The sequence below is a fragment of the Croceibacterium ferulae genome, from assembly GCF_003660445.1.
In the GTDB taxonomy this organism is placed as follows: domain Bacteria; phylum Pseudomonadota; class Alphaproteobacteria; order Sphingomonadales; family Sphingomonadaceae; genus Croceibacterium; species Croceibacterium ferulae.
On record NZ_QZVQ01000002.1, the window covers coordinates 470,278 to 487,798 of the forward strand.

15 protein-coding genes are annotated in these 17,521 nt (G+C 67.2%); 11 read left to right on the plus strand and 4 right to left on the minus strand.

Annotated features, from left to right (window positions below; genetic code table 11):
- The first annotated feature begins 1 nt into the window (after nt 1).
- From D5S08_RS02945 to D5S08_RS02970, 6 genes are all read left to right on the plus strand, one after another.
- Nucleotides 2-1,657 carry an alkaline phosphatase D family protein gene (locus tag D5S08_RS02945; protein ID WP_121115303.1) on the plus strand — a complete coding sequence of 552 codons (1,656 nt, stop codon included), beginning with the start codon at nt 2-4 and terminating at the stop codon, nt 1,655-1,657.
- A 165-nt stretch (nt 1,658-1,822) separates the two neighbouring features.
- Nucleotides 1,823-2,125 carry an alkylphosphonate utilization protein gene (locus D5S08_RS02950; RefSeq protein WP_121115305.1) on the plus strand — a complete coding sequence of 101 codons (303 nt, stop codon included), beginning with the start codon at nt 1,823-1,825 and terminating at the stop codon, nt 2,123-2,125.
- Nucleotides 2,126-2,181: 56 nt separating this feature from the next.
- A complete protein-coding gene (locus D5S08_RS02955; RefSeq protein ID WP_338322933.1) occupies nt 2,182-2,412 on the plus strand; it encodes a DUF167 domain-containing protein in 231 nt (76 codons plus the stop codon).
- Nucleotides 2,413-2,734: 322 nt separating this feature from the next.
- A complete protein-coding gene (locus tag D5S08_RS02960; RefSeq protein ID WP_241557179.1) occupies nt 2,735-3,883 on the plus strand; it encodes a Gfo/Idh/MocA family protein in 1,149 nt (382 codons plus the stop codon).
- The gene (locus D5S08_RS02965; RefSeq protein ID WP_121115309.1) at nt 3,880-4,935 is read left to right on the plus strand and encodes a sugar phosphate isomerase/epimerase family protein; all 1,056 of its coding nucleotides are present in this window, start codon (nt 3,880-3,882) and stop codon (nt 4,933-4,935) included. The genes D5S08_RS02960 and D5S08_RS02965 overlap by 4 nt, the downstream gene beginning before the upstream one ends.
- Nucleotides 4,936-4,982: 47 nt before the next feature.
- Complete coding sequence (locus D5S08_RS02970; RefSeq protein WP_121115311.1) at nt 4,983-6,215, plus strand: MFS transporter; 1,233 nt, start codon at nt 4,983-4,985, stop codon at nt 6,213-6,215.
- Nucleotides 6,216-6,280: 65 nt separating this feature from the next.
- Here D5S08_RS02970 and D5S08_RS02975 read toward each other — a convergent pair whose 3' ends face one another.
- Nucleotides 6,281-7,231, minus strand: coding sequence for a 3-keto-disaccharide hydrolase (locus tag D5S08_RS02975; RefSeq protein WP_241557180.1), 951 nt, complete (start codon nt 7,229-7,231; stop codon nt 6,281-6,283).
- 303 nt (nt 7,232-7,534) lie between these two features.
- Between D5S08_RS02975 and D5S08_RS02980 the strand changes: the two genes are divergently transcribed.
- The 5 genes from D5S08_RS02980 to D5S08_RS03000 are packed head-to-tail and all read left to right on the plus strand — an operon-like array spanning nt 7,535 to nt 12,373.
- Nucleotides 7,535-8,443, plus strand: a complete 909-nt coding sequence (locus tag D5S08_RS02980; protein WP_241557181.1) for a hydroxypyruvate isomerase family protein — start codon at nt 7,535-7,537, stop codon at nt 8,441-8,443.
- Nucleotides 8,440-9,279 (plus strand): 3-keto-disaccharide hydrolase, encoded by an 840-nt coding sequence (locus D5S08_RS02985; protein ID WP_121115317.1) that lies wholly within the window; start codon nt 8,440-8,442, stop codon nt 9,277-9,279. The genes D5S08_RS02980 and D5S08_RS02985 overlap by 4 nt, the downstream gene beginning before the upstream one ends.
- Nucleotides 9,276-9,836, plus strand: a complete 561-nt coding sequence (locus tag D5S08_RS02990; RefSeq protein ID WP_121115319.1) for a gluconate 2-dehydrogenase subunit 3 family protein — start codon at nt 9,276-9,278, stop codon at nt 9,834-9,836. The genes D5S08_RS02985 and D5S08_RS02990 overlap by 4 nt, the downstream gene beginning before the upstream one ends.
- A complete protein-coding gene (locus D5S08_RS02995; protein ID WP_121115321.1) occupies nt 9,833-10,678 on the plus strand; it encodes a sugar phosphate isomerase/epimerase family protein in 846 nt (281 codons plus the stop codon). Before D5S08_RS02990 ends, D5S08_RS02995 begins: the two co-directional genes overlap by 4 nt.
- An 18-nt stretch (nt 10,679-10,696) precedes the next feature.
- A complete protein-coding gene (locus D5S08_RS03000) occupies nt 10,697-12,373 on the plus strand; it encodes a GMC family oxidoreductase (RefSeq protein ID WP_121115323.1) in 1,677 nt (558 codons plus the stop codon).
- 56 nt (nt 12,374-12,429) lie between these two features.
- Here D5S08_RS03000 and D5S08_RS03005 read toward each other — a convergent pair whose 3' ends face one another.
- The 3 genes from D5S08_RS03005 to D5S08_RS03015 all read right to left on the minus strand — a co-directional run bounded on the left by D5S08_RS03005 (nt 12,430) and on the right by D5S08_RS03015 (nt 17,464).
- Nucleotides 12,430-12,813 carry a c-type cytochrome gene (locus tag D5S08_RS03005; protein WP_121115325.1) on the minus strand — a complete coding sequence of 128 codons (384 nt, stop codon included), beginning with the start codon at nt 12,811-12,813 and terminating at the stop codon, nt 12,430-12,432.
- A 149-nt stretch (nt 12,814-12,962) separates the two neighbouring features.
- On the minus strand, nt 12,963-16,028 hold the full coding sequence (locus tag D5S08_RS03010; protein WP_175578858.1) for a discoidin domain-containing protein: 3,066 nt from the start codon (nt 16,026-16,028) through the stop codon (nt 12,963-12,965).
- Nucleotides 16,025-17,464 (minus strand): glucoamylase family protein, encoded by a 1,440-nt coding sequence (locus D5S08_RS03015; RefSeq protein WP_121115327.1) that lies wholly within the window; start codon nt 17,462-17,464, stop codon nt 16,025-16,027. Before D5S08_RS03015 ends, D5S08_RS03010 begins: the two co-directional genes overlap by 4 nt.
- Between the last annotated feature and the right edge of the window lie 57 nt (nt 17,465-17,521).

The window sequence follows — 17,521 nt, forward strand, 5'->3', positions numbered from 1 at the left end:
CATGGAGATGAACCGTCGCGGCGTACTGGCGCTGCTGGGATCGGGCACGGCACTGGCGGTACCCGGTGCCGTGGGCGCGCAGGCGACGACGCCTGCCATCACCTTCGCGCATGGCGTGGCGAGCGGGGATCCGGCAGCGGATGGCGCGGTCCTGTGGACCCGCGCCACGGCCCCGAGTGACCATGCGGGGGACATTGCGCTCACCTGGGCCGTGGCCCGCAGCGAAGGTGGGGAGCCGGTCGCGACGGGGGAGGTGCTCGCCAGGAGCAGCGCCGACCACACGGCCAAGGTGGTCGTCACCGGGCTGCAGCCGGGACACGAATACCACTACAGCTTTGCCGGTCCTGTCGGGGAGCAGTCCCCCACGGGGCAGTTCCGCACTCTGCCGGTCGGCGCCGTGGCGGAGCTGGTCCTGGCGGTCGCCTCGTGCCAGCTCTATTCCGGCGGGCTGTTCAACGCCTATGCCGACATGGCCGCCCTGCCCCGGCTGGATGCCGTGGTGCATCTGGGCGACTACATCTACGAATATGGGGCGGACGGCTATGGCGCGGAGATCGGCCGGCGGCTCGGCCGCCTGCCCGATCCGCCGCACGAGATCGTGACCCTGGACGATTATCGCCGGCGCCATGCGCAGGTGAAGACCGATCCGGACATGCAGGCTGCCCACGCCCGCGCCGCCTTCATCTGCGTGTGGGACGACCACGAAGTGGCGAATGATGGCTGGCTGTCCGGGGCGGAGAACCACCAGCCGGAGACGGAGGGCGATTGGGCCGCGCGCAAGGCAGCCGCCATGCAGGCCTATTTCGAATGGATGCCGATCCGCGATCCGGAGGCGGAGCGCGCGCCCGAGGCGATCTTCCGTACCTTCGAGTTCGGCGCCCTCGCCACCCTGGCGATGGTGGAAACTCGGCTCGTCGCCCGCGACGAGCAGGCCGCGCCCAAGGGCGACGTGCCCGCGGCAGAGCAGGTCCCCGCGCTGCTGGCCGTACGCGAGCAGCCCGGGCGCGAGCTTCTGGGGGAGCAGCAGCGCCAATGGCTGGAAGGCGTGCTCGCCGCATCCGTCAGTGCTGGCAAGCCGTGGCAAGTGCTGGGCAACCAGGTGGTGATGGCGCGGGTCGCCGGGCCGGATCTGGAGGCGCAGCTGGGCGCGGCGGGCTATGCCGCCCTGCGCGCGAAGATGCCGGAGGCGTATCGCGCACGGATCGACCAGGCGATCGCCGGCTATCGCGCCGGCCTGCCGTTCAATCTCGACAGCTGGGACGGCTACCCCCATGCCCGCGAACGGCTGTATGCCACCTTCCAGCGCGCCGGCACCCGCCCGCTGGTGCTGGCGGGGGACAGCCATGCCTCCTGGGCCAACAACCTCCACGATGCGGGCGGCCGGCTCGTTGGGATAGAGGTCGGCAGCACGGCGATCACGAGCCCGTCCTACGGTTCGCTGCTGCCGGGCATCGGACGCCTGCTGGCCGCCGCGAACGAGGAGGTGCTGTTCTGCGATCAGGACACGAAGGGCTATGCTCTGGTGACCTTGACGCCGGAGCAGGCGCGGGCCGATTACATCGCGGTCTCGAGTGTCCTGACCAAGCCGTTCGAGCGGCGAGTGACCGGCAGCTTTATCGCTTCGGCAGAACCGGGGGCTCCCTTCGTGCCGGCTTGACGCTCGTCGTTGATAACCCGGGACGCCGATAGCTCGGCGCGGCGCCGGCCGCGGACGAGCTACCGGCAGGTCACTCCTGCCTGTCCTCTCCGTCGGTCCGACATGGAAACCTCGCGTCACGAGGAGTACGGCCCTGCCGACCACGAAGATCGAGCAGGAGGCGGCATGTCCGACGACGACTATATCTATGACGAGGATAGCGGAGAGTGGATGCCAGCAGCCGAGCTGGCCGCGAAACGCCAGCTCGCCGATCAGGTGCAGGTGTACGACGCGGTCGGCAATCTGCTGGCAGACGGAGATCAGGTCACCTTGATCAAGGATCTGGATGTCAAAGGTGCCGGCCAGACGCTGAAGCGTGGCACGCTTATCAAGTCGATCCGCCTGACCGGCGATCCGCAGGAGATCGACTGCCGTTATGAAGGGATCAAGGGCCTGGTGTTGCGGGCCGAGTTCGTCCGCAAGCGCTGATGGCACGTCCGCGGTCCAGCATGCCTTCCACGGCGGAGATATGGGCGCTGGTCGACATGCGCGGATGTCTGGAAGTGCGCGTAACACCCGGAGCCTCCGCCGACGCGGTAATACTGCCTGCAGCGGGAGGGCCGCTTGCTGTTCGGACCACAGCCTTGCCCGAGCACGGCAAGGCAAACGAGGCAGTCCTGCGGCTGCTTGCCAAGGCACTCGACCAGCCCGCATCTGCGCTGGAGCTGGTGCGCGGCGCCACCAGCCGGAACAAGCTGGTCCGGCTGGCGCCCTGACGCAGAAGCGCTCCTGAGCGGCAGAAAGCGACGCGCTTGTTCGCGTCCAGCGGCCTGACAGGACGCACTCCGCGCGATTGCCGGGTGTTTTCTCCGCTTGCATGTCGGCCGGCGGCGAGAAAGGATGGCGACAACAACGGTGACGACAAGCAACGCTGCGCCGCCGATAGGAGGAGATGAACGATGGCGACCACGAGAAGGCAGGTCTTGCGCCGCGCAGGCGACCGCTTGCTCGCGCGGGCTCGGGCGGGCTCCAGCAATCGGGACGCGCAGATTTCGACGCAGGCCTGCCCCTCCCCTTATCCCATCAAGGGCTGACGCCGTGGAGCCGGTGCGGTTTGCCATGGTGGGTGGCGGCGAAGGAGCGTTCATTGGTCCGGTTCACCGGACTGCGGCAGCGATCGCGGGCAATTGCCGGCTGGTCGCAGGCGCGTTCTCCAGCGATGCCGAGCGGGCTCGCCGCTCGGGCGAGGCTTTGGGCCTGGCGGCCGACCGCTCCTATGCGAGCTGGCAGGCGTTGATCGAGGGCGAGGCACGCAAGGATGCGGCGGAGCGGGCAGAATTCATTGCGATCGTCACGCCCAACCACCTGCACGCGCCGATTGCCATCGCGGCGCTGGAGGCCGGGCTGCCGGTCCTGACCGACAAACCGCTGACCGATACAATTGCGGCTGCGGAGGCCTTCGCCGCGGCTGCCGCGCAAACAGGCGGGCTGGTCGGCGTGACCCACACCTATGCCGCTTACCCGATGGTACGTCAGGCCCGGGCACTCGTTGCCGGCGGCGCGCTTGGCGCGATCCGGCGGGTTGCGGTTCGCTACACCCAGGGGTGGCTGGCGCGGGCCGAAGATGCGGTGGGCAAGCAGGCCGAATGGAGGGTGGACCCGGCGCGATCCGGTCTGGCGGGCGCATTCGGCGACATCGGCACGCACGCCTTCAACCTGGTCGAAACGATCGCGGGCGAACGGATGGTGCGGCTGTCGGCCGAACTGCGTGCCGCAGTGCCCGGGCGCACGCTCGACGATGATGGCGCGGCGATGTTCCATCTTGCGGGCGGAGCGCGCGGGACGCTTGTCGCCAGCCAGGTCTGCGCGGGCGACGCCAACGGGCTGGCGATTTCGATCTGGTGCGAGGAAGCTGGCCTGCATTGGGAGCAGGAAAATCCCAATGTTCTGCGCGTCGCCAGAAGGGCGGGGCCGGAGGAGATCTGGACGGCCGGGGCGGACCGCCCCTATCTCGCCCCGCAGGGCAGCCGTGTGATCCGCACGCCAGCAGGCCATCCCGAAGGATATCTGGAAGCCTTCGCGAACATCTATCAAGATTTTGCGCTGGCTGTGCGCGGCGATGCCCCGGCGGATCCGTGCTATGCCAGCCTGTCAGCCGGAATGCGTGCGATGCGGTTCATCGCCGCAGCCCATGCCAGCAGCGAGGATGACGGGCGCTGGATCGATCTGGAGGACACAAGGGCATGAAGGGACCAGCCATTTTCCTGGCGCAGTTCGCGGGCGACGCGGCGCCGTTCGACAGCCTGCCGGCGATTGCCCGGTGGGCAGGCGATCTCGGCTATGTCGGGGTGCAGATCCCCACATGGGATGCGCGGCTGTTCGATCTGGAACGCGCGGCCGAAAGCCAGGATTATTGTGACGAGGTGGCGGGCATCTGTGCCGAGGCCGGGGTCGCGATCACCGAGCTTTCGACGCATCTGCAAGGCCAGCTGGTGGCCGTGCATCCCGCTTACGATACGCTGTTCGACGCCTTCGCGCCGGCGGAACTGCATGGCCGGACGGCGGAGCGGACCGAATGGGCGTGCCGGCAGCTGCGGCTCGCCGCGCAGGCCAGCCGGCGGCTGGGGCTCGATGCGCACGCGACCTTTTCCGGCGCGCTGCTGTGGCACACCGTCTATCCCTGGCCGCAGCGGCCTGCCGGGCTGGTGGAGGAAGGCTTCGCCGAGCTGGCGCGCCGGTGGCGCCCGCTGCTGGACGCATTCGACGATGCCGGCGTGGACCTCTGCTACGAGATCCACCCGGGCGAGGATCTGCATGACGGAATCAGCTGGGAGCGGTTCCTGGCGGCGGTGGACGGGCATCCGCGCGCCAACATCCTGTACGACCCCAGCCACTTCGTCCTGCAGCAGCTGAATTACCTGGAGTTCATCGACATCTATCACGAGCGGATCCGCATGTTCCATGTGAAGGACGCGGAATTCGTGCCAACGGGGCGCGCAGGCGTCTATGGCGGCTATGCCGACTGGGGCGACCGGCCGGGGCGCTTCCGCTCGCTTGGCGATGGCCAGGTCGATTTCGGCGGCATCTTCTCGCGACTGACGCATCACGGCTATGGCGGCTGGGCGGTGCTGGAGTGGGAATGCTTCCTCAAGCACCCGGAACAGGGCGCGGCCGAGGGCGCGCCCTTCATCGCTGCGCATATGATCCGGCGGGCCGAGAAGGCGTTTGACGATTTCGCCGGCGCGGCCCCCGATCCGGCGCGCAACCGGCGCATATTGGGACTGGATCGCGATCAATGATCACCGGCGGTTGAACGGCAGGTGGCGACAAGGGGAGGAAGAACGGGATGACCAACGGCACGCGGGCGCGGCTGTCGCTGATGATGTTCCTGCAATATGGGGCCTGGGGGGCGTGGTTCGTGCCCTTTGCGACCTATCTGTCGCGGACGGGGCTGCAGGACTCGGTCGGCACGATCTATTCGGCGCAAGGCTGGGCGGCGATCGCCGCGCCGCTGTTTGTCGGGGCCGTGGCCGACCGCTACTTCGCTGCCGAAAAGGTGATGGGGGTGCTGCACCTGTTCGCCGCCGTGCTGCTGTTCGCGCTGGCGCAGATCGGCGCGGATGCGGGGCTGATGTTCCTGGCCACGCTGGGCGTGCTGCTGGCCTTCATGCCGACGATCGCCCTGTCCAATGCCATCGCGCTGAATGCGTTGAGCGACAGCGAGCGGCAGTTTCCCGCCATCCGGGTGTTCGGCACGATCGGCTGGATCGTGGCCGGCCTGGTGGTCAGCTTTGTCCTGCCCGGTCAGGCGGAGCGGACCGCCATGCCCATCCTGCTGGCGGCGGGCATTTCGCTGGTTTACGGCCTATACTCCTTCACCCTGCCGCATACGCCACCAACGGCTGGCGGCGGCAAGGTCTCGATCGGCGCACTGCTGGGGCTGGATGCCATCCGCACCTCCGATCGCAGCTTCTGGGTGCTGATCGTCTGCTCGATGCTGATGATGATCCCGTTCTCGTTCTACAACGTCTACGCCAACCCGTTCCTGGACGATATCGGCATGGACAACCCTGCCGCCGTGCAGACGATCGGGCAGGTGTCGGAAGTCGCCTTTGTGCTGCTGTTGCCGCTGTTCTTCCGCTGGGTCGGGATCAAGGGCGTGCTGTTCGTCGGCATGGCGGCATGGGCCGTGCGCTACTTCATCTTCGCCAATGCCTTCACCGCCGACGGCCCGATCGAGCCGCTGGTCTATCTCGGCCTGGCACTGCACGGCGTGGGCTTCGACTTCGTGTTCGTCGCGGCGACGATCTGGGTCGGCAACCACTTCGCCAAGGAAGCCGGCAGCCGGGCACAGAGCTTCCTGGCGCTGATGACCTGGGGTGTCGGCTACCTGATCGGCAGCAACGTCGCCAATGCCGTCCAGGTGGGCGCAGGCGACGGGCTTGGCACGGACTGGCACGGTTTCTGGCTGCTGCCCGCCGGCTTCGCGGCCATCACCGCGGTGGCGTTCCTGCTGCTGTTCCGCGACAAGCGCGGCGGCATGGGTGCGGGCGAGGTCGTGCGCGCGCCGAGCCATTGATGGAGGTGGGGGAGGGTCCGGCCGCCCTCCCCCCGCCCCCGCCCTGTGCGAAGGCTGCGGCGGATCTACTCGGCGACGATCCGTGGCAACGTCTTGATCGGCTCTACCGTGATGTTGCGGAACCAGGTCTCCGCCCCTTCCGACTGAAGCTGGATTCGGCCGTGCGTAAGCGGCCGGCGCGTGCCGTCAGGTGCGATCGTGGCCAGATCCTTCACCTCTGCCACCGGAACGCCGTTGACGACGTGGACCGCGCGATCGCCCACCACGTAGAGGTCGAGCGTGTTCCACTCACCCACCGGCCGTTCAGCATCGGTGGCCGCCTCGACGTTCCAGGTCGGGGTGCCGTTGATCATGTCCACTTCGCGTCCGCCCAGCTGGTAGCGCAGATGCGGCTCGATCAGGCTGGGGTCATAGCCGACCGTCGTGCGGCCGCGCAGCTCCGTGCCCACCATCACCACCATGCCGGTCGAACCGCGCATGATCTCGAACTCGGCGGAAGGCGACCAGGTGCCCCAGACGGCGCCGGGCATGCCGTGGGTGTGGTATAGCAGGCCGTTGTTCTGCGGCTGGGTAAGGCGCGGCGCGTAAGTCCGCTCACCCCACTTGAACTCCAGCCGGAGGTGGTAATCGGCAAGGTCGGCCTGGTGCACCAGGCTGCCCCACGTCTCCCCCTTGATCCAGATCGCCGGCGCGCCGTCCACAGTCCGCACCGCGAAGTCATCGGACATGTCCCGGCCGGTGCCGATCGGGCGCGCAGCCGGGTCCTGCCGGTAGGTCAGGGCCGGATCAGGATAGCCGAGCCAACCGCCCCAATCCGCCAGGTCACGACCGTTGAACAGGTCGCGTGCCGGACCTGCCGCCGCCGGTACATCGACCAGACGCAGCCGCTGCACCGATGCCCTTTCACCCGCGACAGCGCGGGCCTGCTGAAGCGATGCCGGATCGTCGGAAGCCTGCACGGCCGCGGTTTGATCCGGAATCTGGGCGCAGCCACCGCTCGCCAGCATAATGGCCATGATCCTCATCGACCGCCTCACTCACTCTCTCCCCATTCCTTGTTCTTTCGCGCCGAACGTAACGCATTCGCCGGCAAGGCAAGAAGCAAAAATGCCGCGACCTCAGTCGGAGGGCATGAAGAACGGGAGCGATACGTCTTCGGGGTCTCTTCCGGCGCAGCGCCCGGCGCGGCCTGGTCGGAGCTGTCAGGTCGACGCAGGACTTTTTGCCGTTGCCGCTTGTGCTGGCGTCGGTGATCGGCTCTAAACCGGGGCAGGAGCGCGAAAAATCGCGCACGAATTGGGAAAGGAAGCGGCATGGGCATGTCTCGCCGCGTTGTTTTGGGGGCAGGCGCCGCGCTGGTCGCGGCGGGAGGTGCGGGAATCCGCACCTCTGCGCAGGCACAGTCCGCGGCGCGCTTCTCGTTGCACTACGCGCCGCACGAAGGCAGCTTTGCCAGCCGGGGAAGCCGGCTCGAACAGATCGCCTATGCCGCCGATCAGGGCTTTGCCGCGTGGGAAGACAACGAAGCGGCCGGCCGGCCCGTTGCCGAGCAGGAGGCGATGGCCCGCGCGCTGCGCCAGCGTGGCATGACAATGGGCGTCTTCGTCGCCAGCATGCCGAAATGGGCCGATTTCCGCCCACTGCTGGGCGGCAATGACGATGCCGATCGCGAGGGCTTCCTTGCGGATATCCGCGCGTCGATCGAGGTTGCCAGGCGACTGGACGCGAAGTGGATGACGGTGGTTCCCGGCTTCCTCGACCGCAAGCTGCCGATGGAGATCCAGACCGGCCGCGTCATCGACACGATGCGCCGCGCGGCCGAGATCGTGGAGCCGCACGGACTGGTGATGGTGATGGAGCCGCTGAACACGCTCACCAATCATCCCGGCGCGTTCCTGCAGACCATTCCGCAGGGCTTCGCCATCGCCAAGGGTGTCGGTAGCCCGGCGGTGAAGGTCCTCGCCGATCTGTATCACGAGCAGATTCAGGCCGGGAACCTGATCCGGACCCTGGAGACCTGCTGGGACGAGATCGCCTATCTCCAGTTCGGCGACAATCCGGGCCGCAAGGAACCCGGCACGGGGGAGATCAATTATGGCAACATCGTCCGCTGGTTGCGTGCGCGGCAATTCGCCGGCGTGATCGGCATGGAGCACGGCAATTCGGTGGAAGGTCGCGATGGCGAGGACCGGCTTCTCGCCGCCTATCGCGCGATCGACGCGGCATGAAGGCGCAAGACCTGAACGGGGCCGCATGGGCCACCCTCTTCGCAATTGCCACGACAGGGAGCGCGGCCATCGCACAGGAACGGCCCGGCTTCACCGACACGCCGGTGCTGCCCGACGGCAAGTGGCGCGTGCATGATGCGGACCGGCCGGCCCCCGACGTCGTCACGCCGGGCGCGATGCCTGGTGCCCCGCCCTCGGACGCCATCGTGCTGTTCGATGGCGGCTCGCTCGACGCGTGGCAGCCGCAGGGCGGCGCATGGATTATCGAGGATGGCGTGCTCACCGTCCCTCCACGCACGCCAGATGGCGGGGAGAATGCGCTCGTCAGCAAGCAGAGCTTCGGCGATGTGCAGATGCACCTGGAGTTCCGGTCGCCCAACCCGCTCGAGAAAAGCTCGCAGGATCGCGGCAATAGCGGCATCTGGTTCATGCAGCGCTACGAGATCCAGATCTTGGATGGCTTCGACAACCCGACCTATGCCGATGGCACGGTTGGCGCGATCTATGGGTGGAAGCCGCCGCTGGTGAACCCGTCGCGCCCGCCGGGCGAATGGCAGAGCTACGACATCGTGTTCGAGCGTCCGCGCTTCGGCCCCGCGGGCGAGCTGCTGCGCCCCGCCTATGTCACGGCCTTCCTCAACGGCGTGCTGGTGCAGCACCGGCAACCCTGGCTGGGCGGCACGATCTGGCGCCAGGTCGGCCGATATGAACCGCATGGCGACGCAGAGCCGATCCAGCTGCAGGATCACGATTCGCCGGTATCGTTCCGCAACATCTGGGTACGCCCGCTGCCGGAAGCCGCCAGCAGCCATGATTTCGAAGGTGAGGTGAAATGAACATCGATCGAAGGGATGCGCTGGCGGGCATGGTGGCGATGTTCGGCGCCAGCCTGTTCGCGCCGATCGCCCGCGCGGCCGCCACCCAGATGGTGCCGATCAGCGACGGTCCGCCAATCGTCGCGGTCTTCAGCCCGCAGCAACGCGCATTGATGGTCGCGTTGAGCGAGCGGGTGATGCCCACCACCGACACGCCCGGCGCGATCGAGGCCGGCGTTCCGGACTTTGTCGAGAAGCTGCTGGCGGACTGGGCCCTGCCGGAGGATCGCACGCCCATTCTCGCCGGTCTCGACGCGATCGAGGCGCGCAGCCTGGCCGATAACGGCGTCTCCGCCGCCATGGCGACACCGGAGCAGCAGGATGCCCTGCTGACGCTGGCGATGAATGATGCGCTGCCCGGTGGCGCCGCCTTCTTTGAACCGTTCCGCCAGATTGTCCTCACCGGATACTTCACGTCCGAAGTCGGCATCATGCAGGAACGCGAATATCTGCCGGTCCCCGGGCGCTATGATGGCGCCTACCCCTACGCTCAGGTCAACAAGGTATTTTCGTCATGATGATCAGCCGGCGGCGCTGGATGGCGGGCGGTGCCGCGCTTGCGACGACCCTGGCCGCACGGCCGCTGATTGCCGCGACCGTCACGGCACCGGCACGGCCCATCGGCCTTCAGCTGTATACGGTGCGGGAGCTGTTCTCGCGCGATCCGATGGGCACGCTCGAGCAGATTGCCGCGATCGGCTATCGCGAGGTCGAGTTCGGTGGTGGCGGGTATGACACGATGGACCATGCCGCCTTGCGGGCGACGATGGACCGCACCGGGCTGACCTCCCCCTCCATCCATGTCGGATATGAAGCGATGGAGGCCGATCTCGACGGAGCGGTGGCCATGGCGCAGACCCTGGGCGCCGACACGATCATCATGCCGTGGATGGGCGAGGCGCACCGCACGGCCGAAGCCTGGCCGGTGGCGGTCGCGAATTTCAACCGCTGGGCCGAGCAGCTCAGCAAGGTCGGGATCGGCTTTGGCTATCACAATCACGATTTCGAATTCACGGAAAAGCCTGGCGGTCGCAGCCTGTTCGACACGCTGGTGGCGGAATCCGATCCGCAACTGGTGCAGATCGAGCTCGACCTGTACTGGGCCATTGCCGCCGGCGAGGATCCCAAGGCGATCATCGCCCGTCTGCCCGGCCGCATCTACGCCTATCACGTCAAGGATCGTACTGCCGCGGGCGAGATGACCAGCGTCGGCGAAGGGACGATCGACTTTGCCGACATCTTTGCACTGAACACGGAGGCTGGGGTGAAGCACTTCTACGTCGAGAACGACCAGTCGCCCGCGCCATACCTTCCGGATATCCGGACGAGCTTTGCCGCGCTCAGCCGCCTTCGCGCATAATATCGGGGATCGTCGCAAATGGCCAACATGTTCGATGCGATCGTCGTCGGTTCCGGGGTAAGCGGTGGCTGGGCGGCAAAGGAGCTCACCGAGAAGGGCTTGCGCGTGCTGATGCTTGATCGCGGGGTCATGGTCGAACACGGCCAGGACTACGAGTTCGACGGTGCCCCCGCCTTTGCCGTGCCCGGGCGAGACATGATGCCGCCGGCGTTGCTGGAAAGCGATTATTTCATCGCCAAACACGGCTACGTCGCGCCCTCCACCCGCAAGTTCTACAATAACGACCGGCTGAACCCCTACGCCTATGGTGAGGGCGAAAAGTTCTACTGGATCCGCCCAGGTGCGGTCGGCGGCAAGTCCCTGATCTGGGGGCGCTGGAGCTTCCGCTGGGCGCCCGAGGATTTCGAGGCGAACAAGCGCGATGGGGTCGGGATCGACTGGCCGATCCGGTACGATGATATCGCCCCGTGGTACGATTACGTGGAGAACACGATCGGCGTCTCCGGATCGCGGGAGAACCTCCCTTACCTGCCGGACAGCCAGTTCCAGCCACCGATGCAGATGAACATCGCGGAGAACTGGCTGAAGGAGCGGCTGGAGGCGACATCGCCGGGGCGCAAGCTGATCAATGCCCGGCTGTCCAACATCACGGAGGACAAGCCGGAACACGGCCGCACCAAATGCCAGTACCGCAACCAGTGTGGCCGGGGCTGCTCGTTTGGTGCCTATTTCTCGACCCAGGCGGTGACGCTTCCCGCCGCCCGTGCCACGGACAGGCTCACGCTGCGATCGGACGCGGTGGTGACCAGTCTTGAATACGACTCGGCGACCAAGCGCGTCACGGGCGTTCGGGTAGTGGACGCCAATACCGGGCAGGCGGAGATCATCCCTGCGCGGCTGGTGTTCCTCTGCGCCTCGGCGATCGCGTCCACCCAGATCCTGCTGAATTCACGCATTCCCGACAGTGGCACGAGCCATTTTGACACGAGCGGCACGCTGGGCCGATATGTCATGGATCACATCTTCCGTGTCGGCGTGTCGGGCGAGATCCCGGGCTTCACCGACTATATCGAATATGGCCGCCGCCCCGGGGCGGTGTACGTGCCCCGCTTCCGCAACATTGGCGGTGAGGAGGGCGTGGGCTTCCGCCGCGGCTATGGCTACCAGGGTAGCGCAAGCCGCAGCCCGGCCGCGCCGGAAGGTTTCGGCGCCGCGATGAAGCACGGCATGCGCCAATACGGACCCTGGCGCTTCAGCATGGGCGCGTTCGGCGAGTGCCTGCCTTACGAAGACAATCGGGTCAGCCTGCACGCAGACCGAACGGATCGCTTCGGAATGCCGTTGATGCGCTTCGACGTGACCTTCCGCGACAACGAGCTTCGCATGATGGACGATGCACGCATTGAAGGCGAAAAGATGCTGCGCGCGGCCGGCCTGTCCAACGTGACAAGTGGCCGGAGCGAGCACGTCCCCGGCGACGCGATCCACGAGATGGGTGGCGCCCGCATGGGCGCCGATCCCCGGCAATCGGTGCTCAACAAATGGAGCCAGGCGCACGACGCCGCGAACCTGTTCGTCACCGATGGAGCCCAGATGGCGTCGATCTCGTGCGTGAACCCCTCACTGACCTTCATGGCGCTCACCGCCCGTGCCGCCGACCACGCGGTGAAGGAGATGGAAGCGGGGGCAATCTAGCGGCGGTGGCTGCCAGGCCCTGTGCACGAGCCTGGCAGCACCGGAAGGATGCGGCCTTACTTCGCCCGGCCGAGGTAATCGATGACCGCCCTGCGCTGTGCCGCATCGGGCAGGGCCACGAACATCCTGGTGCCCCGCACCGTATTTGTCGGGGACGCGAGGAAGCGGTCAAGATTGGCGGGGGTCCAGGTCAGATCGGATGCCTTCATCGCCGCCGAATATTTGAACGTTCCCGCTCCCGCCTGCCGGCCAACCACCCCGAACAGGTTGGGTCCGGCGGTGGCGGCGCGATCGGCCGCGATCTGGTGGCAGGCGGCGCAGCGTTGCCGGAAAACCGCTTCTCCATTCGGTGCCGGCTGCGCGGCGACGCTGGGAACAAAGGACGCGCCGCCAACGGCAAGCAGGACGGCGCCTGCACACAACAAAGCTTGATAATTCATCGGCATCTTCTCGACTGTGCGGAGGAGTCGCGCCCCTGCGCTTATTGCTGAACGAGTCGCCCACGATCATACAGCAGCCTCCGGCACCGGCAATCGCGGGCGAATTGGTCCTGTCCAGCTTGGCTTGGCTTGGCTTGGCCTGCCGTCTTTCAGTGTTGCCAGCGGATCGTTGTCGCACCCGCGGGCAGGATGAGCAGCCCGTCCCTGACAGGTGCCCGCCTGCCATTCACGAGAGCCGCTCCGGGCTCACTCGCAAAGGGCCAAGGCACTGCCAGACCGTTCGGAGGCGCAGCGGTGCCGGCCACTGACATCTCCAGTGCGCCGTTCCGCTCCCGAGCCGTCAGGTCGATCGTGCCCCAGCGGGTGCGCATTCCCCTGACCCGCACCCCATCCCCGGCAAGCCATTCCGGCGTCAGTCCTGCCACCAGCACCAGCCGGTCCGCCCCGATATCCTCGTATGCGAACAGGTCCAGCGCTGCGCGGATGTAATCGGACGCGACCCAGGCATGGGGCATGTCGCCGATGAAGCGGATTTCCCGCGGATCGCGACCGACCACTTCCGCCCAGCCGTTCCACGCCTGCGGACGGCGATCGGCCATGTAGCTGTCGAGCAGCGCATTGGCATCATCCCGCCGTCGCAGCCGCACCAGAGCCGAGACATTGCGCAGTTCGTAGGGTGTGTAGTCCGCCCAGTCCGCTCCCGGTTCCTGACGTCCCAGCACCCGTTCGACCTGCCGGGTGAAGGTCCGGTCGAGCAGCTCGGGATCAAGCCGGGCCTGTTCGCCCGCAGGGTCCAGCGCCATGGTGGTGGAGGTTGCATCGAAATCACCCAGGCTGGTGGCGCCGGGAATGTAATCGATGTTCCAGTGATCCACCGCCGCATGGATGGCGGCGTGGATGTCGCCGGCGAACTGGTCGCGTTGCGCCGCGATGGCGGCCGCTTCAGGCTTGTCCAGCACAGTGGCCGCAAACGCCGCGTCCTTGTAGCCCGCAAGGCCCCAGAAATCATCCCACAGGCTGTATTGCGGCTTGGCTGAATAGGCCTCGTGGCTGATGGATGGCGGCAGCAGGCCGTACAGCATCCGCCGCCCGGGGATCTGGTTTGCGGCCGTCCGTTCGGACAGACGCTGGGCATCCATGTACCGCCGCGCTGCATCCAGGCGGGGCCAGTCCCGCTCCAGCGACGCGCGATCGCCTGTGTAGCGATAGAGCTGCGTGACGAGGTGGATATACTCCCCCTGGCTGTCATTCTCCGGCACCGGATCGGGGCCGCGCGCATCGACGCAGCAAGGCACCTTGCCATTGTCGAACAGCTTCGTCCCGTACCAGTCGGCGAAGGCGCGCACCGGCCCGGGCTGCCCCAGGCGCAGCAGCGTATCGCCCATCATCGCGCCATCCCGGATCCAGCTGCGCGCATAGGAGCGCGTGCCCGGCTTCAGCGCCGGCCCGTCCCGGCTCATCAACACATGGGCCAATGCCGTGCGGACCGTGTCGGCCACGGGCTGCTTGTCTCGCGGCACGGACAGCTCCACGCCGCCCAGCGTCTCGCGCCAGTAATCGGCGGTTTGGGCGATTGCCGCATCGAAGGCGGCCCTGTCCTCCGGCACCTCGTCGCCCAGCACTACCGGCAGATCGAAACTTTCCCCCGGAGCCAGTGCGACCGTCCACCTCATGGTCGCCGAGCCGAGGGCTGCCGGGTCGTCGATCGTTGGCGCCCCGTCGACGCTGGCCGGGTTCGCCAGAGCACCATGGTCGAAAGGTCGGGCGGCGACGGCTTGCGGTGCGACAAGCGGCACCACCTGCCGCGTGATCGCCGGATCGCCCGTCAGAGCGGATGGCGTGGTTACGGCCAGCCGGTTACCATCCCATGTGATGCCGGAGATCGGACTGACGCCGCCCTGCTGCGACAGGAACTGGGCCGGAGGGTTCACTTGGAACGGTCGCACGGCAAGCGCCAGCGTCAGGTTGCGCGGCGCGGAACCCGTGTTGGTCAGGCGATAGCGGGCCAGCAGGCGTGGACTGTGCTGATCGGCGGTCAGCGCAGTGTCCAGCGTCCACCCCTGTCCTGCCCAGGTGACATGGGGAAGCGGCAGGTAGCCGTCCGCCAACCCCTGGCGGCTTTCCACCTCCGCCCAGCCGACTGGCTGTTCGCCATCGATGATGAAGGGCTCAATGGAGAAGCCGCCCTTGGCGACCTCGATCGCACCATCTTCCCCGATCACGCCGCTGACCGCACCGCCATCGCTGGCCGCCAGCGTCCAATAGCTTTGTTCGGTAAAGCCGCGCGGATAGGTGCCACGCGGAGCATCCTTGGCCAGCGCGGTGATGATCGCGTTGGGCGTTTCCGACCATTCGCGCGGCAACACTGCGATCTCGGCCAGTTGCGCCGGCCGATCCGTGACAATGCGCAGCCACGCCGCTTCCGTCTGCGGCAAAGGGAGCAGGTCGCGGGCGCCATCTCCGCCTTCGACCGCGCGCAGCAAGCGCCATTCGCTTCCGTCGTCCGATGCCTCGACGCGATAGGCGCTGGCGAAATCCTCCGGTGCCCAGTCCAGCGCCAGTCCGCCCAGTTCGCGGCGCCCGCCGAGGTCGACCACCAGCGGCCGCGTCAGCGACACCGCCGTGTCGGCGCGCCCGTCCAGCACCGCGGGTTCGCTGGCCGTCGGTTCCGGGGGCGGACCCGCAGGCGGCAGGGCTTCAAGACGAAGGTCGTCGACTTCGAGCATGCCCTCCCCACCATCCCGGCCGCGGACCACCACGATCTCCACCGCCTGGGTGGAACGCAGGCGCTTGTCGTCGGTCGGTCCCCAGGCGAACTCCACGTCTCGCGGGCGCAACCGCAGCGTCTGCCAGTCGCCCGTGGGCCGGAAGTCCGGGCGCTGCACCCACCAGACATTGCTGCCATCGGCATCGGTGAACTTGATCTGCAGATCGTTCAAGCCGCCCGTGCCGCGCACCCTGACCGTCAGGAGGAAGTTGTCGGGCCATTGGATCGGCAGCGCGCGGCGGGCGACGGCATATCCCGAAACCTGCCCGAAATCGTATCGAAGCGTCAGGGCGCCATCGGCGTCACCCACCTCGGCGGCAACGCCGTCCGACCCGCTCGCGCCCCATGCACCCGGCCGGTCGAACCCGTCGAGCAGGGTCGGGCCTTGCGCGCCTGCCGTCGCGGCGATGGCCAGCAGCGGCAGCATCAGCAGGGTGGAACGCCTCATCCCAGCCAACCGCCTGTAAAGCCCGCTCGCTGGAGGCCGCGGCGGATGTGGGGATTGCGCCTCATGGTCTCCCACACCAGGCCCGTGCGCATATTCTCGATCATCGCGACGATCGGGCCCTGATCGATGCCAAGGTAATCGCCATCGACCCAGCCCACGCCGGGCACGATCCTGCCATGCTGCAATGTCTGGCTGGTGGCGGTCAGCGTGGGGTTGAAGGAATCGAGAAAACCGTATTCGCCCCAGATGCCCGCGCCGTAACGCCGGTGCATCGCGGTGATCGCCTGCGTCGCCAGCTCCGGCTCGAAGGCGATGGACCCGGCCGCGGCTGTGGGCGCGATCGTGCCGTCGTCCCGGTCACCCGGCCCGCGCGCGGAATAGCTGAAGAACTGCCGCTCCTGTCCGTCGATCGTCTGCTTGAAATCGCCCGGCCCGTCGCAGGCGGTCAAGCCCCAAACCTCGGCATCATAGCCCGCCCATACCCCCGCATTGGCGGTGGCATAGGCGCGATGGGCCCGCACGGCACGGCGGCTGTTCTCGAAATAGTCGATGCCCTTGTCCGCCATGTAGCGGTCCTGGATGCCGCGGAAATCGATCCACACATGGCTGTACTGATGCACGAACAATGGCGCGTAATGCAGATGCGGCTCGCCGCCCCACTGGTCGGTCCACTGTGCATCGAACCGCGCGGTCCAGGCGTCCCAGGTTTCCGGCGGAAGCGGGTGCGTGGGGGAGCCGAGCGCCAGCACGTAGAGCAGCAGGGCTTCGTTGTAGATATTCCAGTCATGCGGGATGAAGCCGGTTTCCGGATGCCAGCCCATCGACACGAATGGCGGACGAGGCGTGATCCACGTCCAGTCCACCGCGGCATAGATCTGCTCGGCCAGGGCGCGGATCCGCGCCTCTTCGGGATGATCGCCATCGAACCAGCTCTGCGCAAACAGCACGCCGCCCAGCAGCAGCGACGTGTCTACGGTGGACAGCTCGCATCGGGCGAAACGGTGGCCGACCGTCACGCCAAGGAAATGATAGAAGAAGCCCTTGTAGCCGCTGTCGCTGCTCTGGCTGTCGCCCTGCGGTGCATTGGCGAAGAATTCCAGCGTCGCCAGCGTGCGGGTGCGGGCCTGTTCGCGGGTGATCCAGCCACGGGTCACGCCGATCGGATAGGCGGTCAACGCATAGCCGACGGCCGCGATCGAGGCGAAGGACGGTGTCGGCCAGCGATCCGGCGCCAGGCCGTTCTCCGGATCCGTCGTGTCCCAGAAAAAGCGGAAGCTGCGCTGCTGCAACTCGCCCACCAGCGGATCGGAGGCGGCCGCAACCGGGGCTCCGCCCGAAGACAGGCCAGACCCGCCAAGGACCGCCCCGCCCCGCGTACAACCGGCCGCAAGAGCCGCGATGGCGGTGGAAGCGATGAAGTGACGACGGGCGAGCATGGGCTCCTCCGGTGCAAGGGTCATTAAGGGAAAAAATGGGGTGGGCGGCCGCGCTGT

What these genes read in the sequence shown, in the direction of transcription:
- D5S08_RS02945 (WP_121115303.1), top strand. Translation starts at nt 2, where the DNA reads ATGGAGATGAACCGTCGCGGCGTACTGGCGCTGCTGGGATCGGGCACG.
- D5S08_RS02950 (WP_121115305.1), top strand. Translation starts at nt 1,823, where the DNA reads ATGTCCGACGACGACTATATCTATGACGAGGATAGCGGAGAGTGGATG.
- D5S08_RS02955 (WP_338322933.1), top strand. Translation starts at nt 2,182, where the DNA reads ATGCGCGGATGTCTGGAAGTGCGCGTAACACCCGGAGCCTCCGCCGAC.
- D5S08_RS02965 (WP_121115309.1), top strand. Translation starts at nt 3,880, where the DNA reads ATGAAGGGACCAGCCATTTTCCTGGCGCAGTTCGCGGGCGACGCGGCG.
- D5S08_RS02970 (WP_121115311.1), top strand. Translation starts at nt 4,983, where the DNA reads ATGACCAACGGCACGCGGGCGCGGCTGTCGCTGATGATGTTCCTGCAA.
- D5S08_RS02975 (WP_241557180.1), bottom strand. Translation starts at nt 7,231, where the DNA reads ATGGCCATTATGCTGGCGAGCGGTGGCTGCGCCCAGATTCCGGATCAA.
- D5S08_RS02980 (WP_241557181.1), top strand. Translation starts at nt 7,535, where the DNA reads ATGTCTCGCCGCGTTGTTTTGGGGGCAGGCGCCGCGCTGGTCGCGGCG.
- D5S08_RS02985 (WP_121115317.1), top strand. Translation starts at nt 8,440, where the DNA reads ATGAAGGCGCAAGACCTGAACGGGGCCGCATGGGCCACCCTCTTCGCA.
- D5S08_RS02990 (WP_121115319.1), top strand. Translation starts at nt 9,276, where the DNA reads ATGAACATCGATCGAAGGGATGCGCTGGCGGGCATGGTGGCGATGTTC.
- D5S08_RS02995 (WP_121115321.1), top strand. Translation starts at nt 9,833, where the DNA reads ATGATGATCAGCCGGCGGCGCTGGATGGCGGGCGGTGCCGCGCTTGCG.
- D5S08_RS03000 (WP_121115323.1), top strand. Translation starts at nt 10,697, where the DNA reads ATGGCCAACATGTTCGATGCGATCGTCGTCGGTTCCGGGGTAAGCGGT.
- D5S08_RS03005 (WP_121115325.1), bottom strand. Translation starts at nt 12,813, where the DNA reads ATGAATTATCAAGCTTTGTTGTGTGCAGGCGCCGTCCTGCTTGCCGTT.
- D5S08_RS03010 (WP_175578858.1), bottom strand. Translation starts at nt 16,028, where the DNA reads ATGAGGCGTTCCACCCTGCTGATGCTGCCGCTGCTGGCCATCGCCGCG.
- D5S08_RS03015 (WP_121115327.1), bottom strand. Translation starts at nt 17,464, where the DNA reads ATGCTCGCCCGTCGTCACTTCATCGCTTCCACCGCCATCGCGGCTCTT.